At 70.5% G+C, this 18,787-nt stretch carries 16 protein-coding genes; 14 read left to right on the top strand and 2 right to left on the bottom strand.

The features are described from left to right. Positions 1 to 86 precede the first annotated feature (86 nt). The 5 genes from ACH4ZA_RS21990 (at position 87) to ACH4ZA_RS22010 (ending at position 7,058) form a co-directional block, all read left to right on the top strand. Positions 87 to 845 carry an NUDIX domain-containing protein gene (locus tag ACH4ZA_RS21990; RefSeq protein WP_398431054.1) on the top strand — a complete coding sequence of 253 codons (759 nt, stop codon included), beginning with the start codon at positions 87 to 89 and terminating at the stop codon, positions 843 to 845. An 80-nt stretch (positions 846 to 925) separates the two neighbouring features. Then, complete coding sequence (locus ACH4ZA_RS21995) at positions 926 to 3,025, top strand: ATP-binding cassette domain-containing protein (RefSeq protein ID WP_398431056.1); 2,100 nt, start codon at positions 926 to 928, stop codon at positions 3,023 to 3,025. 162 nt (positions 3,026 to 3,187) lie between these two features. After that, complete coding sequence (locus tag ACH4ZA_RS22000; RefSeq protein WP_319277647.1) at positions 3,188 to 4,075, top strand: FadR/GntR family transcriptional regulator; 888 nt, start codon at positions 3,188 to 3,190, stop codon at positions 4,073 to 4,075. A 432-nt stretch (positions 4,076 to 4,507) separates the two neighbouring features. Beyond that, on the top strand, positions 4,508 to 6,058 hold the full coding sequence (locus ACH4ZA_RS22005; protein WP_319277645.1) for an RNA polymerase sigma factor: 1,551 nt from the start codon (positions 4,508 to 4,510) through the stop codon (positions 6,056 to 6,058). Between the two features lie 133 nt (positions 6,059 to 6,191). Then, positions 6,192 to 7,058, top strand: a complete 867-nt coding sequence (locus tag ACH4ZA_RS22010) for a serine protease (RefSeq protein WP_319277643.1) — start codon at positions 6,192 to 6,194, stop codon at positions 7,056 to 7,058. Between the two features lie 126 nt (positions 7,059 to 7,184). Here ACH4ZA_RS22010 and ACH4ZA_RS22015 read toward each other — a convergent pair whose 3' ends face one another. Further along, complete coding sequence (locus ACH4ZA_RS22015; protein ID WP_057575406.1) at positions 7,185 to 7,415, bottom strand: hypothetical protein; 231 nt, start codon at positions 7,413 to 7,415, stop codon at positions 7,185 to 7,187. 445 nt (positions 7,416 to 7,860) lie between these two features. Between ACH4ZA_RS22015 and ACH4ZA_RS22020 the strand changes: the two genes are divergently transcribed. From ACH4ZA_RS22020 to ACH4ZA_RS22045, 6 genes are all read left to right on the top strand, one after another. After that, on the top strand, positions 7,861 to 9,981 hold the full coding sequence (locus ACH4ZA_RS22020) for a DNA topoisomerase IV subunit B (RefSeq protein ID WP_319277642.1): 2,121 nt from the start codon (positions 7,861 to 7,863) through the stop codon (positions 9,979 to 9,981). 362 nt (positions 9,982 to 10,343) lie between these two features. Beyond that, a complete protein-coding gene (locus ACH4ZA_RS22025) occupies positions 10,344 to 10,871 on the top strand; it encodes a DUF1453 domain-containing protein (RefSeq protein WP_398431059.1) in 528 nt (175 codons plus the stop codon). Next, positions 10,868 to 12,019 (top strand): histidine kinase, encoded by a 1,152-nt coding sequence (locus ACH4ZA_RS22030; RefSeq protein ID WP_319277638.1) that lies wholly within the window; start codon positions 10,868 to 10,870, stop codon positions 12,017 to 12,019. Before ACH4ZA_RS22025 ends, ACH4ZA_RS22030 begins: the two co-directional genes overlap by 4 nt. Continuing rightward, a complete protein-coding gene (locus tag ACH4ZA_RS22035; RefSeq protein WP_319277636.1) occupies positions 12,016 to 12,705 on the top strand; it encodes a response regulator transcription factor in 690 nt (229 codons plus the stop codon). Before ACH4ZA_RS22030 ends, ACH4ZA_RS22035 begins: the two co-directional genes overlap by 4 nt. Positions 12,706 to 12,776: 71 nt before the next feature. After that, positions 12,777 to 13,346 carry a DUF485 domain-containing protein gene (locus ACH4ZA_RS22040; RefSeq protein ID WP_319277634.1) on the top strand — a complete coding sequence of 190 codons (570 nt, stop codon included), beginning with the start codon at positions 12,777 to 12,779 and terminating at the stop codon, positions 13,344 to 13,346. Continuing rightward, complete coding sequence (locus ACH4ZA_RS22045) at positions 13,343 to 14,935, top strand: cation acetate symporter (RefSeq protein WP_398431061.1); 1,593 nt, start codon at positions 13,343 to 13,345, stop codon at positions 14,933 to 14,935. Before ACH4ZA_RS22040 ends, ACH4ZA_RS22045 begins: the two co-directional genes overlap by 4 nt. Positions 14,936 to 15,102: 167 nt before the next feature. Here ACH4ZA_RS22045 and ACH4ZA_RS22050 read toward each other — a convergent pair whose 3' ends face one another. Further along, the gene (locus ACH4ZA_RS22050; protein WP_319277632.1) at positions 15,103 to 15,795 is read right to left on the bottom strand and encodes a response regulator; all 693 of its coding nucleotides are present in this window, start codon (positions 15,793 to 15,795) and stop codon (positions 15,103 to 15,105) included. A gap of 161 nt (positions 15,796 to 15,956) precedes the next feature. Here ACH4ZA_RS22050 and ACH4ZA_RS22055 point away from each other — a divergent pair, with 161 nt between their 5' ends. The 3 genes from ACH4ZA_RS22055 to ACH4ZA_RS22065 all read left to right on the top strand — a co-directional run bounded on the left by ACH4ZA_RS22055 (position 15,957) and on the right by ACH4ZA_RS22065 (position 18,768). Further along, complete coding sequence (locus ACH4ZA_RS22055) at positions 15,957 to 16,772, top strand: ABC transporter ATP-binding protein (RefSeq protein WP_319277631.1); 816 nt, start codon at positions 15,957 to 15,959, stop codon at positions 16,770 to 16,772. Next, positions 16,762 to 17,625, top strand: coding sequence for an ABC transporter permease (locus ACH4ZA_RS22060; RefSeq protein WP_319277629.1), 864 nt, complete (start codon positions 16,762 to 16,764; stop codon positions 17,623 to 17,625). The genes ACH4ZA_RS22055 and ACH4ZA_RS22060 overlap by 11 nt, the downstream gene beginning before the upstream one ends. Positions 17,626 to 17,706: 81 nt before the next feature. Beyond that, positions 17,707 to 18,768, top strand: coding sequence for an ABC transporter substrate-binding protein (locus ACH4ZA_RS22065; RefSeq protein ID WP_398431063.1), 1,062 nt, complete (start codon positions 17,707 to 17,709; stop codon positions 18,766 to 18,768). The last annotated feature ends 19 nt before the right edge of the window (positions 18,769 to 18,787 follow it).

Here is an 18,787-nt window from a genome sequence, read left to right on the forward strand (position 1 = left end):
TCCGCCCCCTCCCGCAGCGACGGTCGGCCACCGATGCGACCGATGAAGGGCGTGTTTATCGTCAGGAAGACGACTATGATCGCCGCATGTCCTACGACCCGTCAGCCTTCCCGCCCTTCGCCGTCACCGTGGACCTGGTCGTGCTGACCGTGCGCCGCCATGCCCTGTGCGCGCTGGCGGTACGCAGGGGCGAGGCGCCGTTCCAGGGGTGGTGGGCACTGCCGGGCGGTTTCGTACGAGCCGACGAGGACCTCACTCAGGCGGCGGCGCGCGAGCTGGAGGAGGAGACCGGGCTGCACGCCCACGACCCCTCGGCCCCGGCCCAGGACAACGGCGCGCACCTGGAGCAGCTGGCCACGTACGGCGATCCCGAGCGCGATCCCCGCATGCGCGTGGTGAGCGTCGCGCATCTGGCGCTCGCCCCCGACCTGCCGGCTCCGCGAGCGGGCGGCGACGCCAGCAACGCGCGCTGGGCTCCCGTCGAGGAACTGCTCCAGCAGGGCGGGCACGGCCGGGACGGCGACCCCGTCGCACCGCTGGCCTTCGACCACGCCCGGATCCTCGCCGACGGAGTGGAACGCGCCCGCTCGAAGATCGAGTACTCCTCCCTCGCGACCGCGTTCTGCCCCACGGAGTTCACGGTCGGCGAACTGCGCCGCGTCTACGAGGCGGTGTGGGGCGTGGCGCTCGACCCGCGCAACTTCCATCGCAAGGTGACGGGCACGCCCGGCTTCCTGGTCCCCACCGGCGGCACCACCACCCGGCAGGGCGGACGTCCCGCGCAACTGTTCAGGGCCGGCGGCGCGACGCTGCTCAACCCGCCGATGCTGCGTCCGGAGGTCTGAGAAGGGCGCCGGGGCCACTGATGCACGACTGACCGTGCGGTACACGGAAAAAAGGGATATAGCGCGCTATCTTCCTGAAGGTGATCCAGGCCTACGGACTGACCAGCGATTCCCGTAAGGCGCTTCCGCCCGCCGTCGACGACGTCTCCTTCGAGGCGCACGCGGGCCGCGTCACCGTGCTGCTCGGCGCGCCGGGCAGCGGCAAGACCACCGTGCTGAGACTCCTTCTCGGCCTTCAACAGGGCCGCGGCCTCGCCTGCTTCAGAGGCCGCCCCCTCCACCGCATCGCCCACCCGTCGCGCGAGGTCGGCGTCCTCCTCGGCGATGTGCCCGGACACCCGGCCCGCACGGTCCGCGGCCATCTGCGCATGCTGTGCGCGGCTGCCGGCGTCTCGGTCCGGCGAGCCGACGAAGTGCTCGAGGTGGTCGGCCTGGTCGGCCTGCGCGACGAACGCCTCGGAGGCCTCTCCCGAGGCATGGACCGTCGGCTCGGCCTGGCCTGCGCGCTTCTCGCCGACCCGCACACCCTCGTCCTCGACGATCCGGCCGACGGACTGAACGGACGGGAGGGCCGTTGGCTGCACGGCATGCTGCGCGCGCACGCCCGGCAGGGGGGCACGGTGCTCACGACCACAGCCGACCCGAAGGAGGCCGCCCGCGTCGCCGACCGGGTCCTCACCCTGGAGGGGGGCAGGCTCGTCGCCGACCAGGAGGCAGCCGAATTCGCCCGCACCCGGTTGCGCCCGAGGGTGGCCGTCCGCACCCCCCACGCCGTCCGTCTCGCCGCGCAGCTCACCAGGGAGGCCCGCGCCGCCCAGCGCTCCGTCGAGGTCGTGCAGGAGGGCGGGAACCGGCTCTCCGTGTACGGCAGCAGTTGCGCCGACGTCGGCGAGACGGCGTTCCGGCACGGCATCCTCGTCCACCAACTCGCCGACGAGATCGGCGACATGGGGCCGGGAGCGGACAACAGGGCCGCGGAGAACGGGGCCGCGGACAACAGGACCGTGGAGAACGAGGCTGCGCAGCACACGGTCGCCTGCACTGTCGTCGACGTGACTGCGGAGAGCGTGGCCGCGCGTGCGGGTGCGGATGCGGGCGCGGGTGCGGCGCCGACGGAATCCGGATCCGCGGCGGAACGATTCCCAACGGCCGGGAGGCCGCCCGCGGCCGCATCGCCGGAACACCCCACCCCGAGTGGCCCGGCTCCGTCCGGCCCTGCCCTGAGCGGCCCCGAGTCGTCCCGCCCCGCTTTGAGCGACCCAGGTCCGGCGGACCGTCGCGTGGAGGCGGACGTTCCCCGTCCCGGGCCCGACGCCGAGCCCGCGGCCGAGCAGCCCTCCCCTCGCCGTACCGCTGCCCGTGCCGCCGACGACCTCCCTGAGCTGCCGCCGCCGCTCTCCGTGCGCTCCGCGCCGAGCCCTCTGCGTCCGCTGCGCTACGAGGTCCGCCGAGCCACCGGGATCAGCACCGGCTTCCTCACCGGCGCGGCCGTACTGCTCGTCTCCGCCGTCACCGCCGTGGTGCTGGGCGGCATGGGCCACACCGCTCAGGCGCGGCTGCTGGCCGCCTGGCCGGTACAGCTTCCGCTGCCGCCGGCGGCCCTCGGCGCGGGCCTGCTCGGCGCGCTGGCCTTCGGGGACGAGTTCCGCCACCCCGCGCTGGCGGCGGACCGCGGCACCGTGCCGCGAAGGCTCGGAGTGCTCACCGCCAAGCTGCTCGTCGCCGCCGTCACCGCCGTGACGCTGGCCTTCCTCACGGTGGGCTGCGACGCCGAGGTGCTCTATCTCGTATACGGACAGGAGCTCGCCCGAGTTCCCGCGGACTGGATGTCGCTCGGCGTGAGTTGGCTCGGGCTCATGGTCGGCTGCGCCTGGGCCGGGGTGCTGGCGGCCGGCGTCTTCCGGTCCACCACGGCCGGACTGGCGGCGGTGCTCGCGGTGCCCGTCGTGGTCGTGCCCGCGGTACAGAAGGCCTTGGAGAGCGCGTCCGTGCGGACGGCGGCCGGATTCTCGATGCGGTTGCGCGAGACGCTGCTGGTGCAGTGGCCCTTCGGAGGAGAGCGATATGTGGACGCCGCGGCGCGCGTGCTCGGCCAACCGGTCGGCGGGGCAATGGCGTTGTCTCTGGCCGCGCTGATGTGCGCGTATCTGCTCACGACCCTGCGAGGCAGGGTCCGATGACGACCGTCCGGACCCAACCGATCCCGGCGTGTGCGCAACTCCCCGCAGAAAGCCCATTTCTTTCCGATAAGGCGTCAATTGCGACGGGGTGAGCGATCACCCTTTCGTGTGCTTTTCACCAAAGACCTCAAGGGAGTTGGAAACAGCGCCGACAAAGGATCCGTGAGTACCCTTGCGCACACCATGATGACCGCCGCCCGCTCCGCCGACTCCGGTCTGGCCGGCCCGGGCGAACTCGACCGCTATCCCTACGCCGAGGCCCCCGTCGCCGACCGCGTCGGAGGCTCCGTCTGGGAGGCCGCGGAGCCCGAGCTCGGCCGCGTGGGCCGCCGCTCCACGGGGAACCGCGGGCGTGGGCTGCACGGCCAGCTCGTCCAGCAGCTGGGTCAGATGATCGTCTCGGGCGACCTGGGCGCCGACCGCCCCCTGGTGCCGGAGGAGATCGGGCAGCGGTTCGAGGTGTCCCGTACCGTCGTCCGCGAGTCGCTGCGAGTCCTCGAGGCCAAGGGCCTGGTCAGTGCCCGCCCGAACGTCGGCACGCGTGTGCGTCCCGTGAGCGACTGGAACCTCCTCGACCCGGACATCATCGAGTGGCGTGCCTACGGCCCCCAGCGCGACGATCAGCGGCGCGAGCTGAGCGAGCTGCGCTGGACGATCGAGCCGCTGGCCGCCCGCCTCGCCGCCGGACACGGGCGGGAGGACGTCCAGCAGAGGCTGTCCGACATGGTCGAGATCATGGCCCATGCGATGACACAGGGCGACGTGCTCACCTACTCCCGGGCCGACACCGAGTTCCATTCCCTGCTCATCCAGGTCGCGGGCAACCGCATGCTGGAGCACCTTTCCGGGATCGTGTCGTCCGCACTGCAGGTCTCCGGCGGTCCCGTCACCGGCTGTGAGCGGCCCAACGACGCCTCGCTGGCACACCACGGCAGGATCGTCGACGCCCTGGCCGCGGGCGACGGCACGGCGGCCGAGGTGGCCATGCGCCAGCTGCTCACCGTGCATCCCGAGGTGGAGCGCGTCGTGCCGGCGCCGCGCGAGCACTGACCCGCAGTCCTCGGGCGCGACGCGCCGCGATGCCCTCCCCCTCCTGCGCCGTCCTCGGCCCGGTAACCCGCACCTCCGTCGGACCCCGCAGAAGCCCGTTTCCGGGAACTGCGGGGTCCGACGGTCTGCGTGGCGTGATTTGGTGGCAGAGGTGTGGGTAGACACCACGGGTGACCTCATCTGCACGTGTCTGACCGCTTTTGAATGCTTACGGGGTGTGACTCGGGCCACGAAGATTGGGCGTAACGCTTGTGGAAACAACGCGATGACCTAAGAGGTGACAGCCGCAGAGGGAATACGGACGCCGTTCAAGGCGCTGTGCATCCTCCCGGCCCCCGCCCGCACCGTCGGCCCGTTCCCAGGCCGGTGGTCGGCTCCAGTCCGTCGTGGACGGGGCCGGAAGCCGTTTTCCAACGTTCCGAGAGGTTGTTCGTGTCGGCCAGCACATCCCGTACGCTCCCGCCGGAGATCGCCGAGTCCGTCTCTGTCATGGCGCTCATTGAGCGGGGAAAGGCTGAGGGGCAGATCGCCGGCGACGATGTGCGTCGGGCCTTCGAAGCTGACCAGATTCCGGCCACTCAGTGGAAGAACGTACTGCGCAGCCTCAACCAGATCCTCGAGGAAGAGGGTGTGACGCTGATGGTCAGTGCCGCGGAGCCCAAGCGCACCCGAAAGAGCGTCGCAGCGAAGAGTCCGGCCAAGCGCACCGCCACCAAGACGGTCGCGGCGAAGACGGTGACCACGCGGAAGACCACCGCTGACACCGCCCAGGCCACCCCCGCCGCCCCCGCTGTGGACGACTCCGCAGAAGAAGAAGCCGCCCCCGCCAAGAAGGCGGCTGCCAAGAAGACCACGACGGCCAAGAAGACAGTCGCGAAGAAGACCGTCGCGGCCAAGAAGACGGCGGCCAAGAAGGTCGCCGGCAAGAAGGAAGACGGCGAGCCGGTCGAGGAGGAGGTCCTCGAGGACGCCCCCAAGGCGGGCGACGAGCCCGAGGGCGCCGAGAGCGCCGGCTTCGTCCTCTCCGACGACGACGAGGACGACGCGCCGGCCCAGCAGGTGGCCGCCGCGGGCGCCACGGCCGACCCGGTCAAGGACTACCTCAAGCAGATCGGCAAGGTCCCGCTGCTCAACGCCGAGCAGGAGGTCGAGCTCGCCAAGCGCATCGAGGCCGGTCTGTTCGCCGAGGACAAGCTGGCCAACGCCGACAAGCTGGCGCCGAAGCTCAAGCGCGAGCTGGAGATCATCGCGGAGGACGGCCGCCGCGCCAAGAACCACCTCCTGGAGGCCAACCTCCGTCTGGTGGTGTCCCTGGCCAAGCGGTACACCGGCCGCGGCATGCTCTTCCTGGACCTCATCCAGGAGGGCAACCTCGGTCTCATCCGCGCGGTGGAGAAGTTCGACTACACCAAGGGCTACAAGTTCTCCACGTACGCCACCTGGTGGATCCGTCAGGCGATCACCCGCGCGATGGCCGACCAGGCCCGCACCATCCGCATCCCGGTGCACATGGTCGAGGTCATCAACAAGCTCGCGCGCGTGCAGCGGCAGATGCTTCAGGACCTGGGCCGCGAGCCCACTCCGGAAGAGCTGGCCAAGGAACTCGACATGACCCCCGAGAAGGTCATCGAGGTCCAGAAGTACGGTCGTGAGCCCATCTCGCTGCACACCCCTCTGGGTGAGGACGGCGACAGTGAGTTCGGTGACCTCATCGAGGACTCCGAGGCCGTCGTGCCGGCCGACGCGGTCAGCTTCACGCTTCTGCAGGAGCAGCTGCACTCGGTCCTCGACACCCTGTCCGAGCGCGAGGCCGGCGTCGTCTCGATGCGCTTCGGTCTCACCGACGGTCAGCCGAAGACCCTCGACGAGATCGGCAAGGTGTACGGCGTCACGCGTGAGCGGATCCGCCAGATCGAGTCCAAGACCATGTCGAAGCTGCGTCACCCGTCGCGTTCGCAGGTGCTGCGCGACTACCTCGACTAGGTCGCCTCCGTACGCCCCGAAGGCCCGGTGTCCCGTCAGGGAGCCGGGCCTTCGGCGTGTACGCGCGGGTGCGCCCGGGCACGGCTTGGATCACTGTGGGTGTTCACCGAGCACTTCAGAGTGAGGAGTCCTCATGCGACGTCCCCTGGTCCGGGCCCTGTCCCGGCCGTTGATCCTGGCGGCCGTGGCCATGGTCATACCGTTGGCCTCCGCCGCCCCCGCCGCTTCCGACGGCGTCGTTCTCGGGGGGTACCCGGTGGACGTCTCGCAGAGCCCGTGGACGGTCGCGCTGTCCAGTCGTGCCCGGTTCGGAGGTATGCGCTCGGGGCAGTTCTGCGGTGGCGTGGCGGTCGGCCCGACGACCGTTCTCACGGCGGCGCACTGCATGGGCGAGGAGGCCTTGGGAGGGCCGCCCGAGCGGGTGTCGGACCTCAAGGTCGTCGCCGGCCGCACGGACCTGTACTCGGACGCGGGGCAGGAAGTCGCCGTGCGCAGCGTCTGGGTGAACCCCCGCTACGACAGTTCCAGCAACGCCGGGGACTTCGCCGTGCTCACCCTGGCCGAGCCCCTCCCGGCGGAAGCGGCCATCCGCATGGCCGCCGCCGGTGACGCGGCGTACCAGCCCGGCGGGGAGGCCCTGGTCTACGGCTGGGGGGACACCACGGGGTTCGGCGCATACGCGCACACGCTTCGGGCGGCGCCGGTGCATGTGCTGGCCGACGCGCTCTGCGAGCGGGCGTACCCGGGTTCGTCCGACGGCTCGTACCGCGCGCAGAGCATGGTGTGCGCCGGAGAGTCGCGCGGGGGCCGGGACGCCTGCCAGGGGGACAGCGGAGGCCCGCTGGTCGCGCAGGGCCGGCTCATCGGGCTCGTGTCCTGGGGCAGCGGCTGCGGACGGCCCGGCAGTCCCGGCGTCTACACGCGGGTCTCCGACGCCCTGCGGACGCTGGGCTGGGACGTCGCAGCCCGAGGTGCGCTGAAAGCCCCTGGCGGCCGCTGAACGGGGCGCGCTCCCCGGGACGGGGCGTGGGTGTGATCAGAAAAAGCGGGCGGCCGCCCCTGCTGTCAGGGACGGCCGCCCGTTCGCCGGCCTGTGCCGACTGTGGCTCGTCGTGGACGCGTCGGATCAGCGCTCTTCTTCCAGGGCGGACGCCGGAACGGTAGTCAGCCGCTCCGTCTCGTCCTGTATCTCAGCGGCGATCTTCTTGAGTTCCGGCTCGAACTTGCGGCCGTGGTGGGCGCAGAAGAGCAGTTCTCCGCCGCTGAGCAGCACGACGCGTACGTACGCCTGGGCGCCGCAGCGGTCGCAGCGGTCAGCGGCCGTCATCGGGCTCGCGGGGGTCAGAACAGTAGTCACGTCGCCTCTTCTCTAGCTCGACGAGCTGTCGTACCAGGGTCAACATCCAACCAGCCCCAAAACGTTCCCGCTCGTGGCTTGTCCTCGAAAAAATCTTTCCGAGGCGGCCGTCTGCTGCCGGTTTGGCGGCGAATGTGCCGTATTGCGTGGTCTGTAATGCTTACGGTTTCGCGCTGTCGGTCGTGGTTCGATCCTCCCGGCTGGCTTGCCGGTTTGTTCATGAGGACGTGCCCGGAGCCTAAATGGTTCATGCCCCGAAGGGAACGTGATATGTACTTCACTCCAACGAGGGATCGAACATGCATGCGACGCTGGACTAGTCTGCGTTTGGGACGAGGGTGGCGTTACAACGGCTCTACCAGGCCTCGGTACCCTCTTGGCGGCTACCCGAGCCGCGCCCTTACCCATGAGGGCCCCAAGTGAAATTCAGCGAGGAGCGAACCGCGTGACCGCCGAAACGTCCGTGCCGTCCACAGCGCTGCTGGCAGGAGCAGACCGGGACGGTTCCAACTACACCGCGCGGCACCTGCTCGTCCTCGAGGGCCTCGAGGCCGTGCGGAAGCGCCCGGGCATGTACATCGGCTCGACCGACAGTCGCGGTCTGATGCACTGTCTGTGGGAGATCATCGACAACTCCGTCGACGAGGCCCTGGGCGGGTACTGCGACCACATCGAGGTGATCCTCCACGACGACGCCTCGGTCGAGGTCCGTGACAACGGCCGGGGCATCCCCGTCGACGTCGAGCCCAAGACCGGCCTGTCCGGCGTCGAGGTCGTCATGACCAAGCTGCACGCCGGCGGCAAGTTCGGCGGCGGCTCCTACGCCGCCTCCGGCGGTCTGCACGGCGTCGGCGCCTCGGTCGTGAACGCCCTGTCCGCCCGACTCGACGTCGAGGTGGACCGAGGGGGTCACACGCACGCGATCAGCTTCCGGCGCGGAGTCCCCGGCGCCTTCGCCGCCGCCGGTCCCGACGCCAAGTTCGAGCCGGGCGGCCTGCGCAAGGTCAAGCGGGTCGCCAAGAACCGCACCGGCACGCGCGTGCGGTACTGGGCCGACCGTCAGATCTTCCTCAAGGACGCCAGGCTCTCCCTGGAGAACCTGCACGGCCGTGCCCGCCAGACCGCGTTCCTGGTGCCCGGCCTGACGATCGTCGTCCGCGACGAGTTCGGTCTCGGCGACGGTGGCAGCAAGGGCGAGGAGTCCTTCCGATTCGACGGCGGAATCAGCGAGTTCTGCGAGTACCTGGCCGCCGACAAGCCGGTCTGCGACGTCCTCCGCTTCACCGGACAGGGCACCTTCAAGGAGACGGTGCCGGTCCTGGACGAGCACGGGCAGATGACGCCGACCGAGGTCACCCGCGAGCTCGGCGTCGACGTGGCGCTGCGCTGGGGCACGGGCTATGACACGAACCTCAGGTCGTTCGTCAACATCATCGCCACGCCCAAGGGCGGCACGCACGTCGCAGGCTTCGAGCAGGCCGTCGCCAAGACGATGAACGAGGTGCTGCGCGCCAAGAAGCTGCTGCGCGTCGCCGAGGACGACATCGTCAAGGACGACGCCCTGGAGGGCCTGACCGCCGTCGTCACGGTACGCCTGGCCGAACCCCAGTTCGAGGGGCAGACGAAGGAGGTCCTCGGCACTTCGGCCGCCCGGCGCATCGTGAACACCGTGATCTCCAGGGAACTGAAGGCGTTCCTGACCTCCACGAAGCGCGATGCCGCGGCGCAGGCCCGGGTCGTGATGGAGAAGGCGGTCGCCGCCGCGCGGACGCGCATCGCGGCCCGGCAGCACAAGGACGCCCAGCGCCGCAAGACGGCGCTGGAGTCCTCGTCGCTGCCCGCGAAGCTGGCCGACTGCCGCAGCGACGACGTCGAGCGCAGCGAGCTGTTCATCGTCGAGGGGGACTCGGCGCTCGGAACCGCCAAGCTCGCCCGGAACTCCGAGTTCCAGGCGCTGCTGCCGATCCGGGGCAAGATCCTCAACGTCCAGAAGTCGTCCGTGACCGACATGCTCAAGAACGCCGAGTGCGGCGCGATCATCCAGGTCATAGGAGCCGGTTCCGGGCGGACGTTCGACATCGACGCGGCCCGTTACGGCAAGATCATCATGATGACGGACGCCGACGTGGACGGCTCCCACATCCGCACGCTGCTCCTGACGCTGTTCCACCGCTACATGCGGCCCATGGTCGAGGCCGGCCGGGTGTTCGCCGCGGTTCCGCCGCTGCACCGCATCGAGCTCGTCCAGCCCAGGAAGGGCCAGGACAAGTACGTGTACACGTACTCGGACCGTGAGCTGCGCGACAAGCTGATGGAGTTCCAGACCAAGGGCGTCCGGTACAAGGACTCCATCCAGCGCTACAAGGGCCTCGGCGAGATGGACGCCGACCAGCTGGCCGAGACCACGATGGACCCGCGGCACCGCACGCTGCGCCGCATCAACCTCTCGGACCTGGAGTCTGCGGAGCAGGTGTTCGACCTGCTCATGGGCAACGACGTGGCCCCGCGCAAGGAGTTCATCTCCAGCTCGGCGGCGACGCTGGACCGGTCGCGCATCGACGCGTGACCCCTCGCGTGCGCCGGGCCCACCGGGTCCGGCCACGCTCGGTCCGTCAGCCCCGGTCCCCGGGGAGCGCCTCCAGGGCGGGCTCGGACGGGCGGGCGGGGACGGGCGGGTCGAGCCCGACGGGGCTCGGTCGGGTCGCGGCTCGGCTCGAGCTGCGCCGGCCCGAACCGGTCCGCTCGGTCCGAGCAGCTGCATCGCAGGGCTGACCTGGGATTCTCCACCCTCGGGTGGAGGAGCCCGGCCCGCAGGGATCCACCCATGATCCACCCTGGCTCCGATCTGCGGGCCGGTGTTCTTCCGTAGCGTCGAAGTCGTCGGCAGCGCTGGCTGCCGGCCTCCCCTTCCCGCTCTCGGAGGCAGCGATGGCAGGGCTTCTCGACGCGCTGGTGATCGCGGCAGTGGCCGTCCTGGTGATCGTTCGGCAGTTCCGGGCCGGCCGCGTGGACGCGGACCGGCGATGGTGGGTCCTGCCCGGCATCCTGACCGTCACGGCGCTGCGCGAGCCCGGCCTGCTCGACGCCCGGCACCCCACCACGTCCGCCCTGATCCTCGGCGCAGAACTGATCGTCGGCCTGGCCATGGGGGCGGCGTGGGCCCGGACCACCCGCCTGTGGGTCGAGGCCGACGGCTCGGTGTGGGGCAAGAGCACCGGGGCGAGCGCAGCCGTGTGGCTCGCCGGCATCGCTCTGCGGCTCGGCCTCTTCGGACTCGGCGTGCTGGGGGGCGTCCACCAGCACAGCTCGGCCCTGATACTGGGACTCGCGGCCACCCTGCTGGTGCGCTCCGGGCTGCTGGCCCTGCGGGCGCAGGCGCTTCGGGGGCCCGCCCCCGCGCAGGTCCCCGCGTACGGTGACCACGCGCCCCGGGCCGCGCGGAAGGAGCGCGTGTGACGGAGAACTTCTGGACCCGCTGGCCCTCCCGGGAGGCGCTGAGTCCCAAGGAGATCACCCGGCCCAGGCGGCTGCTGGCCTGGGGGGTGCGGCTGCTGGTGCTCGTCGCGCTGGTGTGGGGCGCCCTCCACGACAGCCGCGTCCACGGGTGGGCCGGGGCGGCCGGGACGGGCGGGCTGCTCGTGGCCTGCGGGCTCGCCTGGGCCCTGTTCCGGACCACGCTCGAGCATCGGCTGTGGCCCTCGCTCACCCTCCACCTCGCACTGCTGCTCCTGGCCGTCGGGGCCGAGGCCGCCGGATTCCGCTCCCCGGCCGTGGTCCTGTTCTGCGGCGGCGCCGTCGCGGCTTTGGAGCGACTGCCCCTGGCCGCCGCCGTGCCCGTGGCCTCGGCCGGTTTCGCCGCCTTCGCCCTGGTGGACGACGACCGAGGGATGGTCTCGGCCTCCGTCGTCGGAGGCATGGCCATCGCCGGATACGCGTTGCGGCTCGACGCCGAGGCCAGAGGCTCCGCGCAGCGACTGCTGGCCCAGGAACGGGCGGCCCGAGCGGCCGAGGCCGAGTCCGCCGCGCTCGCGGAGCGGGCCCGCATCGCCCGGGAGATCCACGACGTGCTGGCCCACAGTCTCTCCGCGCAGCTGGTGCACCTGGAGGCGGCCCGGCTGCTGATCGAGCGGGGCGCGGACCGCGAGCAGATCCTCGAACGCGTGGTGGCGGCACGCGGCATGGCCCGCGACGGTCTCGAGGAGACCCGGCAGTCGCTCTCCGCGCTGCGCGGTGAGATGACACCGCTGGAGGACTTCCTCACGGCTCTCGTCGGCGCGTCCGAAGGCGCCGAGGTCACGGTCGCCGGCGAGCGGGTGCCGCTGCCGGTCGAGGCCTCGCAGGCCGTGCGCAGGGTCGCCCAGGAAGCGCTGACGAACGCGCGCAAGCACGCGCCGGGCGCGAAGGTGAGCGTGCGGCTCGAGTACCGTCCGCGCGAAGTCACGCTGGACGTGCGGGACTCGGGCGGCTCGCCGGGTGAACTCGCCCGGGCCGGGGGCGGGTACGGTCTGCTGGGTATGCGTGAGCGCGCCGAGCTGCTGGGCGGCTCGCTCGCCGCAGGGCCGGACGAGGAAGGGTTCGTGGTGACGCTGAGGGTGCCCGTATGACCGGGGAACCGGAGAGGCCCGCCAGGGTGGTGGTCGCGGACGATCAGACCGTCGTCAGGGAAGGCATCGTGATGCTGCTCGGGCTGCTGCCGGGAGTCGAGGTCGTGGGAGCCGCGGGAGACGGCGAGGAGGCGGTGCGGCTCGTCGCCGAACTCGCTCCCGACGTGGTGCTGATGGACCTGCGCATGCCCCGCTGCGACGGTGTCGAGGCGACCCGGCGCATCACGGCGAAGTACCCCGGCACCCAGGTCGTGGTACTCACCACGTACGCGGACGACGAGTCCCTGTTCCCGGCGCTCGGTGCCGGAGCCCGGGGATACCTCACGAAGGACGCCGGCGGGGACGAGATCGTGCGGGCCGTGCACAGCGTGCTGTCCGGGGACGCCGGCCTGTCTCCGAGTGTCCAGCGCAGGCTGCTGGAGCGGCTGTCGGCGCCCGAACCCGAGCCTGCGCGGCCCACCGCAGTGCCCGACGGGCTCACCGCACGGGAGGCGGAGGTCCTGGTGCTGATCGCCGAAGGACTCAGCAACCCGGAGATCGCCCGTCGGCTGAGCGTGTCCATCGCCACGGTGAAGACGCACATCAACAACATGTTCTCCAAGACGGGACTCAAGGACCGTGCTCAGGCGGTCAGTTACGCGTACCGCAAAGGCCTGGTGCGGCCGCCCGCAGCCGGATCGGTCTGATGGTCACCTGATGGAGTGAAGTGTGCGGGGAAGAAGAGTCAGGGATCTTCCCGTTCTGTCCATCCTTGGGCATGCAGTCAAGCAACGGTTGCGTCCGCACCGGCGGGGACGATCCCGAGACCGGCGGCGCCACGCCGCATGCGCGCGAGCCCCACCGAAGCCAGGAGCAGGCGTACCCGGGAGCCACAGGAGAGCTGCACTACGACGACCCGTGGTACGAGGCGCTGGCCTCGGGCTGGGGCGAGTCGGCCGCGGCGAGCGTGCCCCCGGCCGGGATTCCGGCGGCGGGCGCGACCGGCGCCGCGGCGACGGCCGAGATCTACCTCCAGGTGCAGCGCAGCCCGGCCTTCCAGGAGGTGCGCAGCCGGTATCGGCGGTTCGTGGCGCCCGCCGTCGTCGGATTCTTCGTCTGGTATGTGGCGTACGTCGTGACGGCCACGACCGCGCCGGCACTCATGGCGCGGCCGGTGGTGGGGGCGGTGAACGTGGCGCTGCTCGCCGGGCTCGGGCAGTTCCTCAGCACGTTCCTGCTCACCTGGGCCTACGCCCGGCATGCACGGCTGCGCCGCGACCGTGCGGCGCTCGAACTGCGCTGGGACACCCAGGAACTGACCCGCGGAGCCCGCGGCGGTGCCCTGTGACCGGCGATCATCAGACGCTCGCGCTGGTGCTGTTCAGCGTCTTCGTCGCGGTGACGCTGGGGATCACCACATGGGTGAGCCGCAACCGGCGCGGCTCGGCGGAGGAGTTCTACGCCGGGGGCCGGCTGTTCTCACCGATGGAAAATGGTTTTGCCATCGCCGGCGACTACATGTCGGCCGCCTCCTTCCTCGGCATCTCCGGATTGATCGCGCTCTTCGGGTACGACGGCCTGCTGTACTCCGTGGGCTTCCTCGTCGCCTGGCTGGTGGTGCTGTTCCTGGTGGCCGAACTGGTCCGCAACTGCGGGCGCTTCACCCTGGCCGACGTGGTCGCCGCGCGGATGAGGGAGCGGCCGGTGCGGATCGCGGCGGGAACCTCGTCGGTCACCGTGTCCGTTCTCTATCTGGTGGCGCAGATGGTCGGCGCGGGCAGCCTGGTCGCGCTGCTCCTCGGAGACACGGGGGAGGCGGCCCGCTCCTGGGCCGTCATCGGGGTGGGCGCGCTCATGGTCGTCTACGTGTCGCTGGGAGGGATGCGCGCCACGACCTGGATCCAGATCGTCAAGGCGGTGCTGCTGCTGGGCGGCACCGTCACGCTCACCGTGCTCGTCCTTCTGCGCTTCCACGGAGACTTCGACCAACTGCTGCGCACGGCCGCCGAGCGCAGCGGACACGGCGACGCGTTCCTGGCGCCAGGGCTGAAGTACGGCGGGGACTGGACGGCGCGCTTCGACTTCATGAGCCTCGGTCTGGCGCTGGTGCTGGGCACGGCCGGGCTGCCGCACATCCTGTCGCGTTTCTACACCGTGCCGACCGCCCAGGCCGCCCGGCGGTCCGTCGTCTGGTCGATCGGGCTCATCGGCGGCTTCTACCTGATGACGATCGTGCTGGGCTTCGGCGCGGCGGCGATCGTCGGCCCGGACGCCGTCCGCGGCTCGAACGCGTCCGGGAACACGGCGGTGCCCCTTCTGGCCCTCGATCTGGGCGGCGGTCCCCACTCCACGGGTGGCACCGTTCTGTTCGCGGTGGTGGCGGCCGTCGCCTTCGCCACGATCCTCGCGGTCGTCGCCGGGATCACGCTGGCCTCGTCGGCGTCGGTGGCGCACGACCTCTACGCCTCCTTGCGTAGCCGGCGCTCCAGGCCCCGCAGCGAGGTGGCGGTGGCGCGGGTCGCCGCCGTGGGAGTCGGAGCGGTCGCGATCGCCCTCGGTCTGCTGGCCCGTGATCTCAACGTCGCCTTTCTGGTCGGACTCGCGTTCGCCGTAGCGGCCTCCGCGAACCTGCCGGTCCTGCTGTACTCGCTGTTCTGGCGAAGCTTCACCACACGGGGCGCCGTGTGGTCGGTGTACGGCGGGCTGATTCCGGCCCTCGCGCTCGTGGTGTTGTCGCCGGTGGTGTCGGGCAGTCCGGGGTCGCTCTTCCCGGCCGTGGACTTCCAGTACTTCCCGCTGGAGAACCCCGGCCTGGTCTCGATTCCGCTGGGCTTCCTGGCGGGCTGGCTGGGCACGGTCACCTCGGCCGAGGTCGCGGACGAGGCCAGGCACGCGGAGGCCGAGGTGCGGTCCCTGACCGGGGCGGGCGCGGCGTAGTGCCGTGACCGGAAAGGCGCGCCGGCTCGCCGCGCCCGGAACATCGGGCGCGGCTGCCTTCCCGGCACGCCGTTGTGGTCGGGCACCGGCGACGGGGTGCGGGGAGGAGGAGCGCCGAAGCCGTGCCCCGGGCGGTCCCGCCGCAGCGGAAGGACCGGCCTGGCTTCCTACGGAGCCACCCACGCGTACCGGTGCTCAGGGCGGCCGGTGTCGCCGTACTTGAGCGACAGGTGCAGCCGCCCGGCCTGCTCGAGGTGGCGCAGATAGCGCTGGGCGGTGGAGCGGCTCAGGCCGGTCTCGGCGGCGACCTCGTGGGCCGAGAGCGGATGGTCGGCACGGTGCAGAACCGCGCAGATCAGGTCCGTGGTCGGTTCCGAGTGCCCGCTGGGCAGGCCGGGGGAGGAGGGCGCCGGCGTGGTGCGCAGGGCGCTGAAGATCCGGTCCACCTGGTCCTGACCTGCGACGCCGTGGCCGCCGACCCGGTCGACCGTGCGGCGCAGGGCGGCGTACGAGTCGAGCCGGGTGCGCAGTGCCGCGAAGGTGAACGGTTTCACCAGGTAGTGCAGGGCGCCCAGCCGCATCGCGGTCTGCACCGTCCTGACGTCCCCGGCCGCTGTGATCATGATGACGTCCGTGCCATGGCCCTGTTCCCTCATGCGGTGGACGAGTTCCAGTCCGGTGCCGTCGGGCAGATAGTGGTCGAGCAGGACCAGGTCGATGCCTCCGCGCTGCACCGAGGCGAGCGCCTGGGCGGCATTGTGCGCGCGGGCGGCGACCCGGAAGCCGGGAACCTTCCCCACGTATTTGGCGTTGATCTCGGCGACACGGAAGTCGTCGTCCACCACCAGGACGTCAATCATCGGGCCTCTCTCCGTCAAGGCCAGGCGGGCGATGTGCCCGTGTTTCGGCTTCGTTGTTCTAGCGCGAGCTAAACGAGCACAACAGGCCCTTGCAAGCAAAAGAAGCGCATGCGCCCAGAAGGCTGCTCCAGCGTCGCCGCTCGCCTCTACCGTCCCCGGCCATGAGCGCACACACCAGCCCCGCCATCGAGCTGCGGGGTGCTAGCAAGGTCTTCAGGACCCCGTCGGGGGCCCCGCACACCGCGGTGCGGGACCTCGACCTCACTGTTGCACGCGGCGAGTTCGTGGCCGTCGTCGGACCGACGGGATGCGGCAAGTCGACCACATTGACGCTGGTCAGCGGGTTGGAAGAGCCCACCCAGGGTGAGGTGCTGGTCACCGGCCAGGCCGTGCGCGGCGTCGGCGACAAGGTCGGCTTCGTCTTCCAGCAGGACGCGACCTTCCCGTGGCGTACGGTCCTGTCCAACGTCATGGCCGGACCGCGGTTTCGCGGTGTGCCCAAGGCGGAGGCGAAGCGCAGGGCCCGTGAATGGCTGGACCGGGTCGGACTCGCCGCCTTCGAGGACCGGTATCCGCACCAGCTCTCCGGTGGTCAGCGCAAACGCGTAGCCCTCGCCGCGACCTTCGTCAACGACCCCGAGATCCTGCTCATGGACGAGCCGTTCTCGGCGCTCGACGTGCAGACCAGGGCTCTGATGTCGGACGAGCTCCTCGAACTGTGGGAGGGCACCGGCGCATCCGTCGTGTTCGTCACCCACGACCTGGAGGAGTCGATCGCGCTGGCCGACAGGGTCGTCGTGATGACTGCCGGTCCCGCCACCGTGAAGCAGGTCTTCGACATCGACCTGCCGCGGCCGCGCAAGGTCGAGTCGGTGCGCCTGGAGCCGCGGTTCATCGAGATCTACCGCGAGATCTGGGAGTCCCTCGGCGAAGAGGTCCGCATCACCCGCGAAAGAGGTGCCGCACATGTCGCCTGACGTTCTCAGCACGCCGGTCGTCGACACGGCCAAGGCGCCGGACCGCGCCCACTCACGCGCGCGTGCCGCACGCAGGCGCAAGGTCGTCGTCATGGCCTCGAGAGCACTGCTCCTGGTGGCCGTGCTCGGTCTGTGGGAGGCGCTCTCCCGGGCCGAGATCATCGATCCGTTCAACTTCTCGATGCCCACGAAGATCTGGGACCAGATCTACACCTGGGTGACGCACGGAACCGCTCTCGGTTCACTGGGCGAGCAGATCTGGTTCACGCTCCACGAGGCGCTGCTGGGCTGGGTCATCGGTGTGGCCGCCGGTGTGGTGTGCGGGATCGCACTCGGGCGGATCGCCTTCCTCGCCGACGTCCTCGGGCCCTACATCAAGGTGCTGAACTCCATACCGAGGATCGTGCTGGCTCCGATCTTCGTGATCTGGTTCGGCCTCGGCCCCGCGTCCAAGGTCGCCTCGGCCGTCGTCCTGGTGTTCTTCCCGGTCTTCTTCAACGCCTTCCAGGGCGCTCGCGAGGTCGACCGCAACCTCGTCGCCAACGCCCGCATCCTCGGTGCGAGCGACCGCAGGGTGACGCTCCAGGTGGTCATCCCGTCGGCCACCTCCTGGATCTTCACCAGCCTGCACGTCAGCTTCGGCTTCGCTCTCATCGGCGCCATCGTCGGCGAGTACATCGGCGCGACCAAGGGCATCGGCCTGCTCGTCGCGCAGTCGCAGGGCACGTTCAACGCGGCCGGCGTGTACGCCGCCATGGTCATCCTCGCCGTGGTCGCCCTGGTCGCCGAGGGACTGCTGACCTTCGCCGAGAACCGCATCTTCCGCTGGAAGCCGGCCGGCTCCGACAGCTGACCATCGTTGAACGATCCTCCAAGACTTTCGCACCATCGCCGCACCCTCGGCATCGCCTTCTCACAAGGACGTGAACCCGCCATGCGCACTACCGTCAGATACACGGCCCTGGCCGCCGCCGGCCTGCTCGCCCTCACCTCGCTCACCGCCTGTGCCAACGACGCGGCGAGCACCGCGTCGACCGGCTCCGGCAGCAAGGGGGACGGCAAGGGGACGAAGGTCAAGATCATGGTCGGCGGCCTGGACAAGGTCATCTACCTGCCGGCCATGCTCACCCAGCGGCTGGGCTACTTCGACGCCGAAGGGCTCGACGTCGAGCTGCTGAGCGAGCCCGCCGGTGTGCAGGCCGAGACCGCGCTCGTCTCGGGCCAGGTCCAGGGCGCCGTCGGCTTCTACGACCACACCCTCGACCTCCAGGTGAAGGGGAAGGAAGTGGAGTCCGTCGTGCAGTTCTCGCACGCACCGGGCGAGGTGGAGATCGTCTCCACCAAGGCACAGGGCGACATCGACTCGCCCGAGGACTTCAAGGGCAAGAAGCTCGGCGTCACGGGCCTCGGCTCCTCCACCGACTTCCTCACCAAGTACCTGGCCGTCAAGAACGGCGTGAAGGTCAGCGACTTCACCCCGGTCGCCGTCGGCGCGGGGCCGACCTTCATCGCCGCGCTCCAGCAGGGCTCCATCGACGCCGGGATGACCACCGACCCGACCGTGGCGAACGTCCTCGACAAGAAGGCCGGCAAGATCCTCCTCGACATGCGCACTCCGAAGGGCTCCGAGGAGGCGCTCGGCGGCCCGTACCCCTCGTCGAGCCTGTACATGCAGACGGACTGGGTCAACGGCCACAAGGACACCGTCCAGAAGCTGGCCAACGCACTTGTCAGGACGCTCAAGTGGATGTCCACCCACAGCGCGTCCGAGATCGCCGAGAAGATGCCGGCCGACTACTCGCAGGGCAACAAGATGCTCTACTCGGTGGCCATCAAGAACACGCTGCCCATGTTCACCGTGGACGGTGTGATGCCCGAGAACGGGCCCGAGACCGTCGAGAAGGTCCTCAAGGCCTTCAACCCGGCCGTCAGGAACGCCGATGTGGACCTGGACAAGACCTACACGACCGAGTTCGTCGCCAAGGCGAAGGGCTGACCGCCGAGCAGCCGACGGC

This window comes from Streptomyces sp. NPDC020597, assembly GCF_044335095.1.
Classification (GTDB): domain Bacteria; phylum Actinomycetota; class Actinomycetes; order Streptomycetales; family Streptomycetaceae; genus Streptomyces.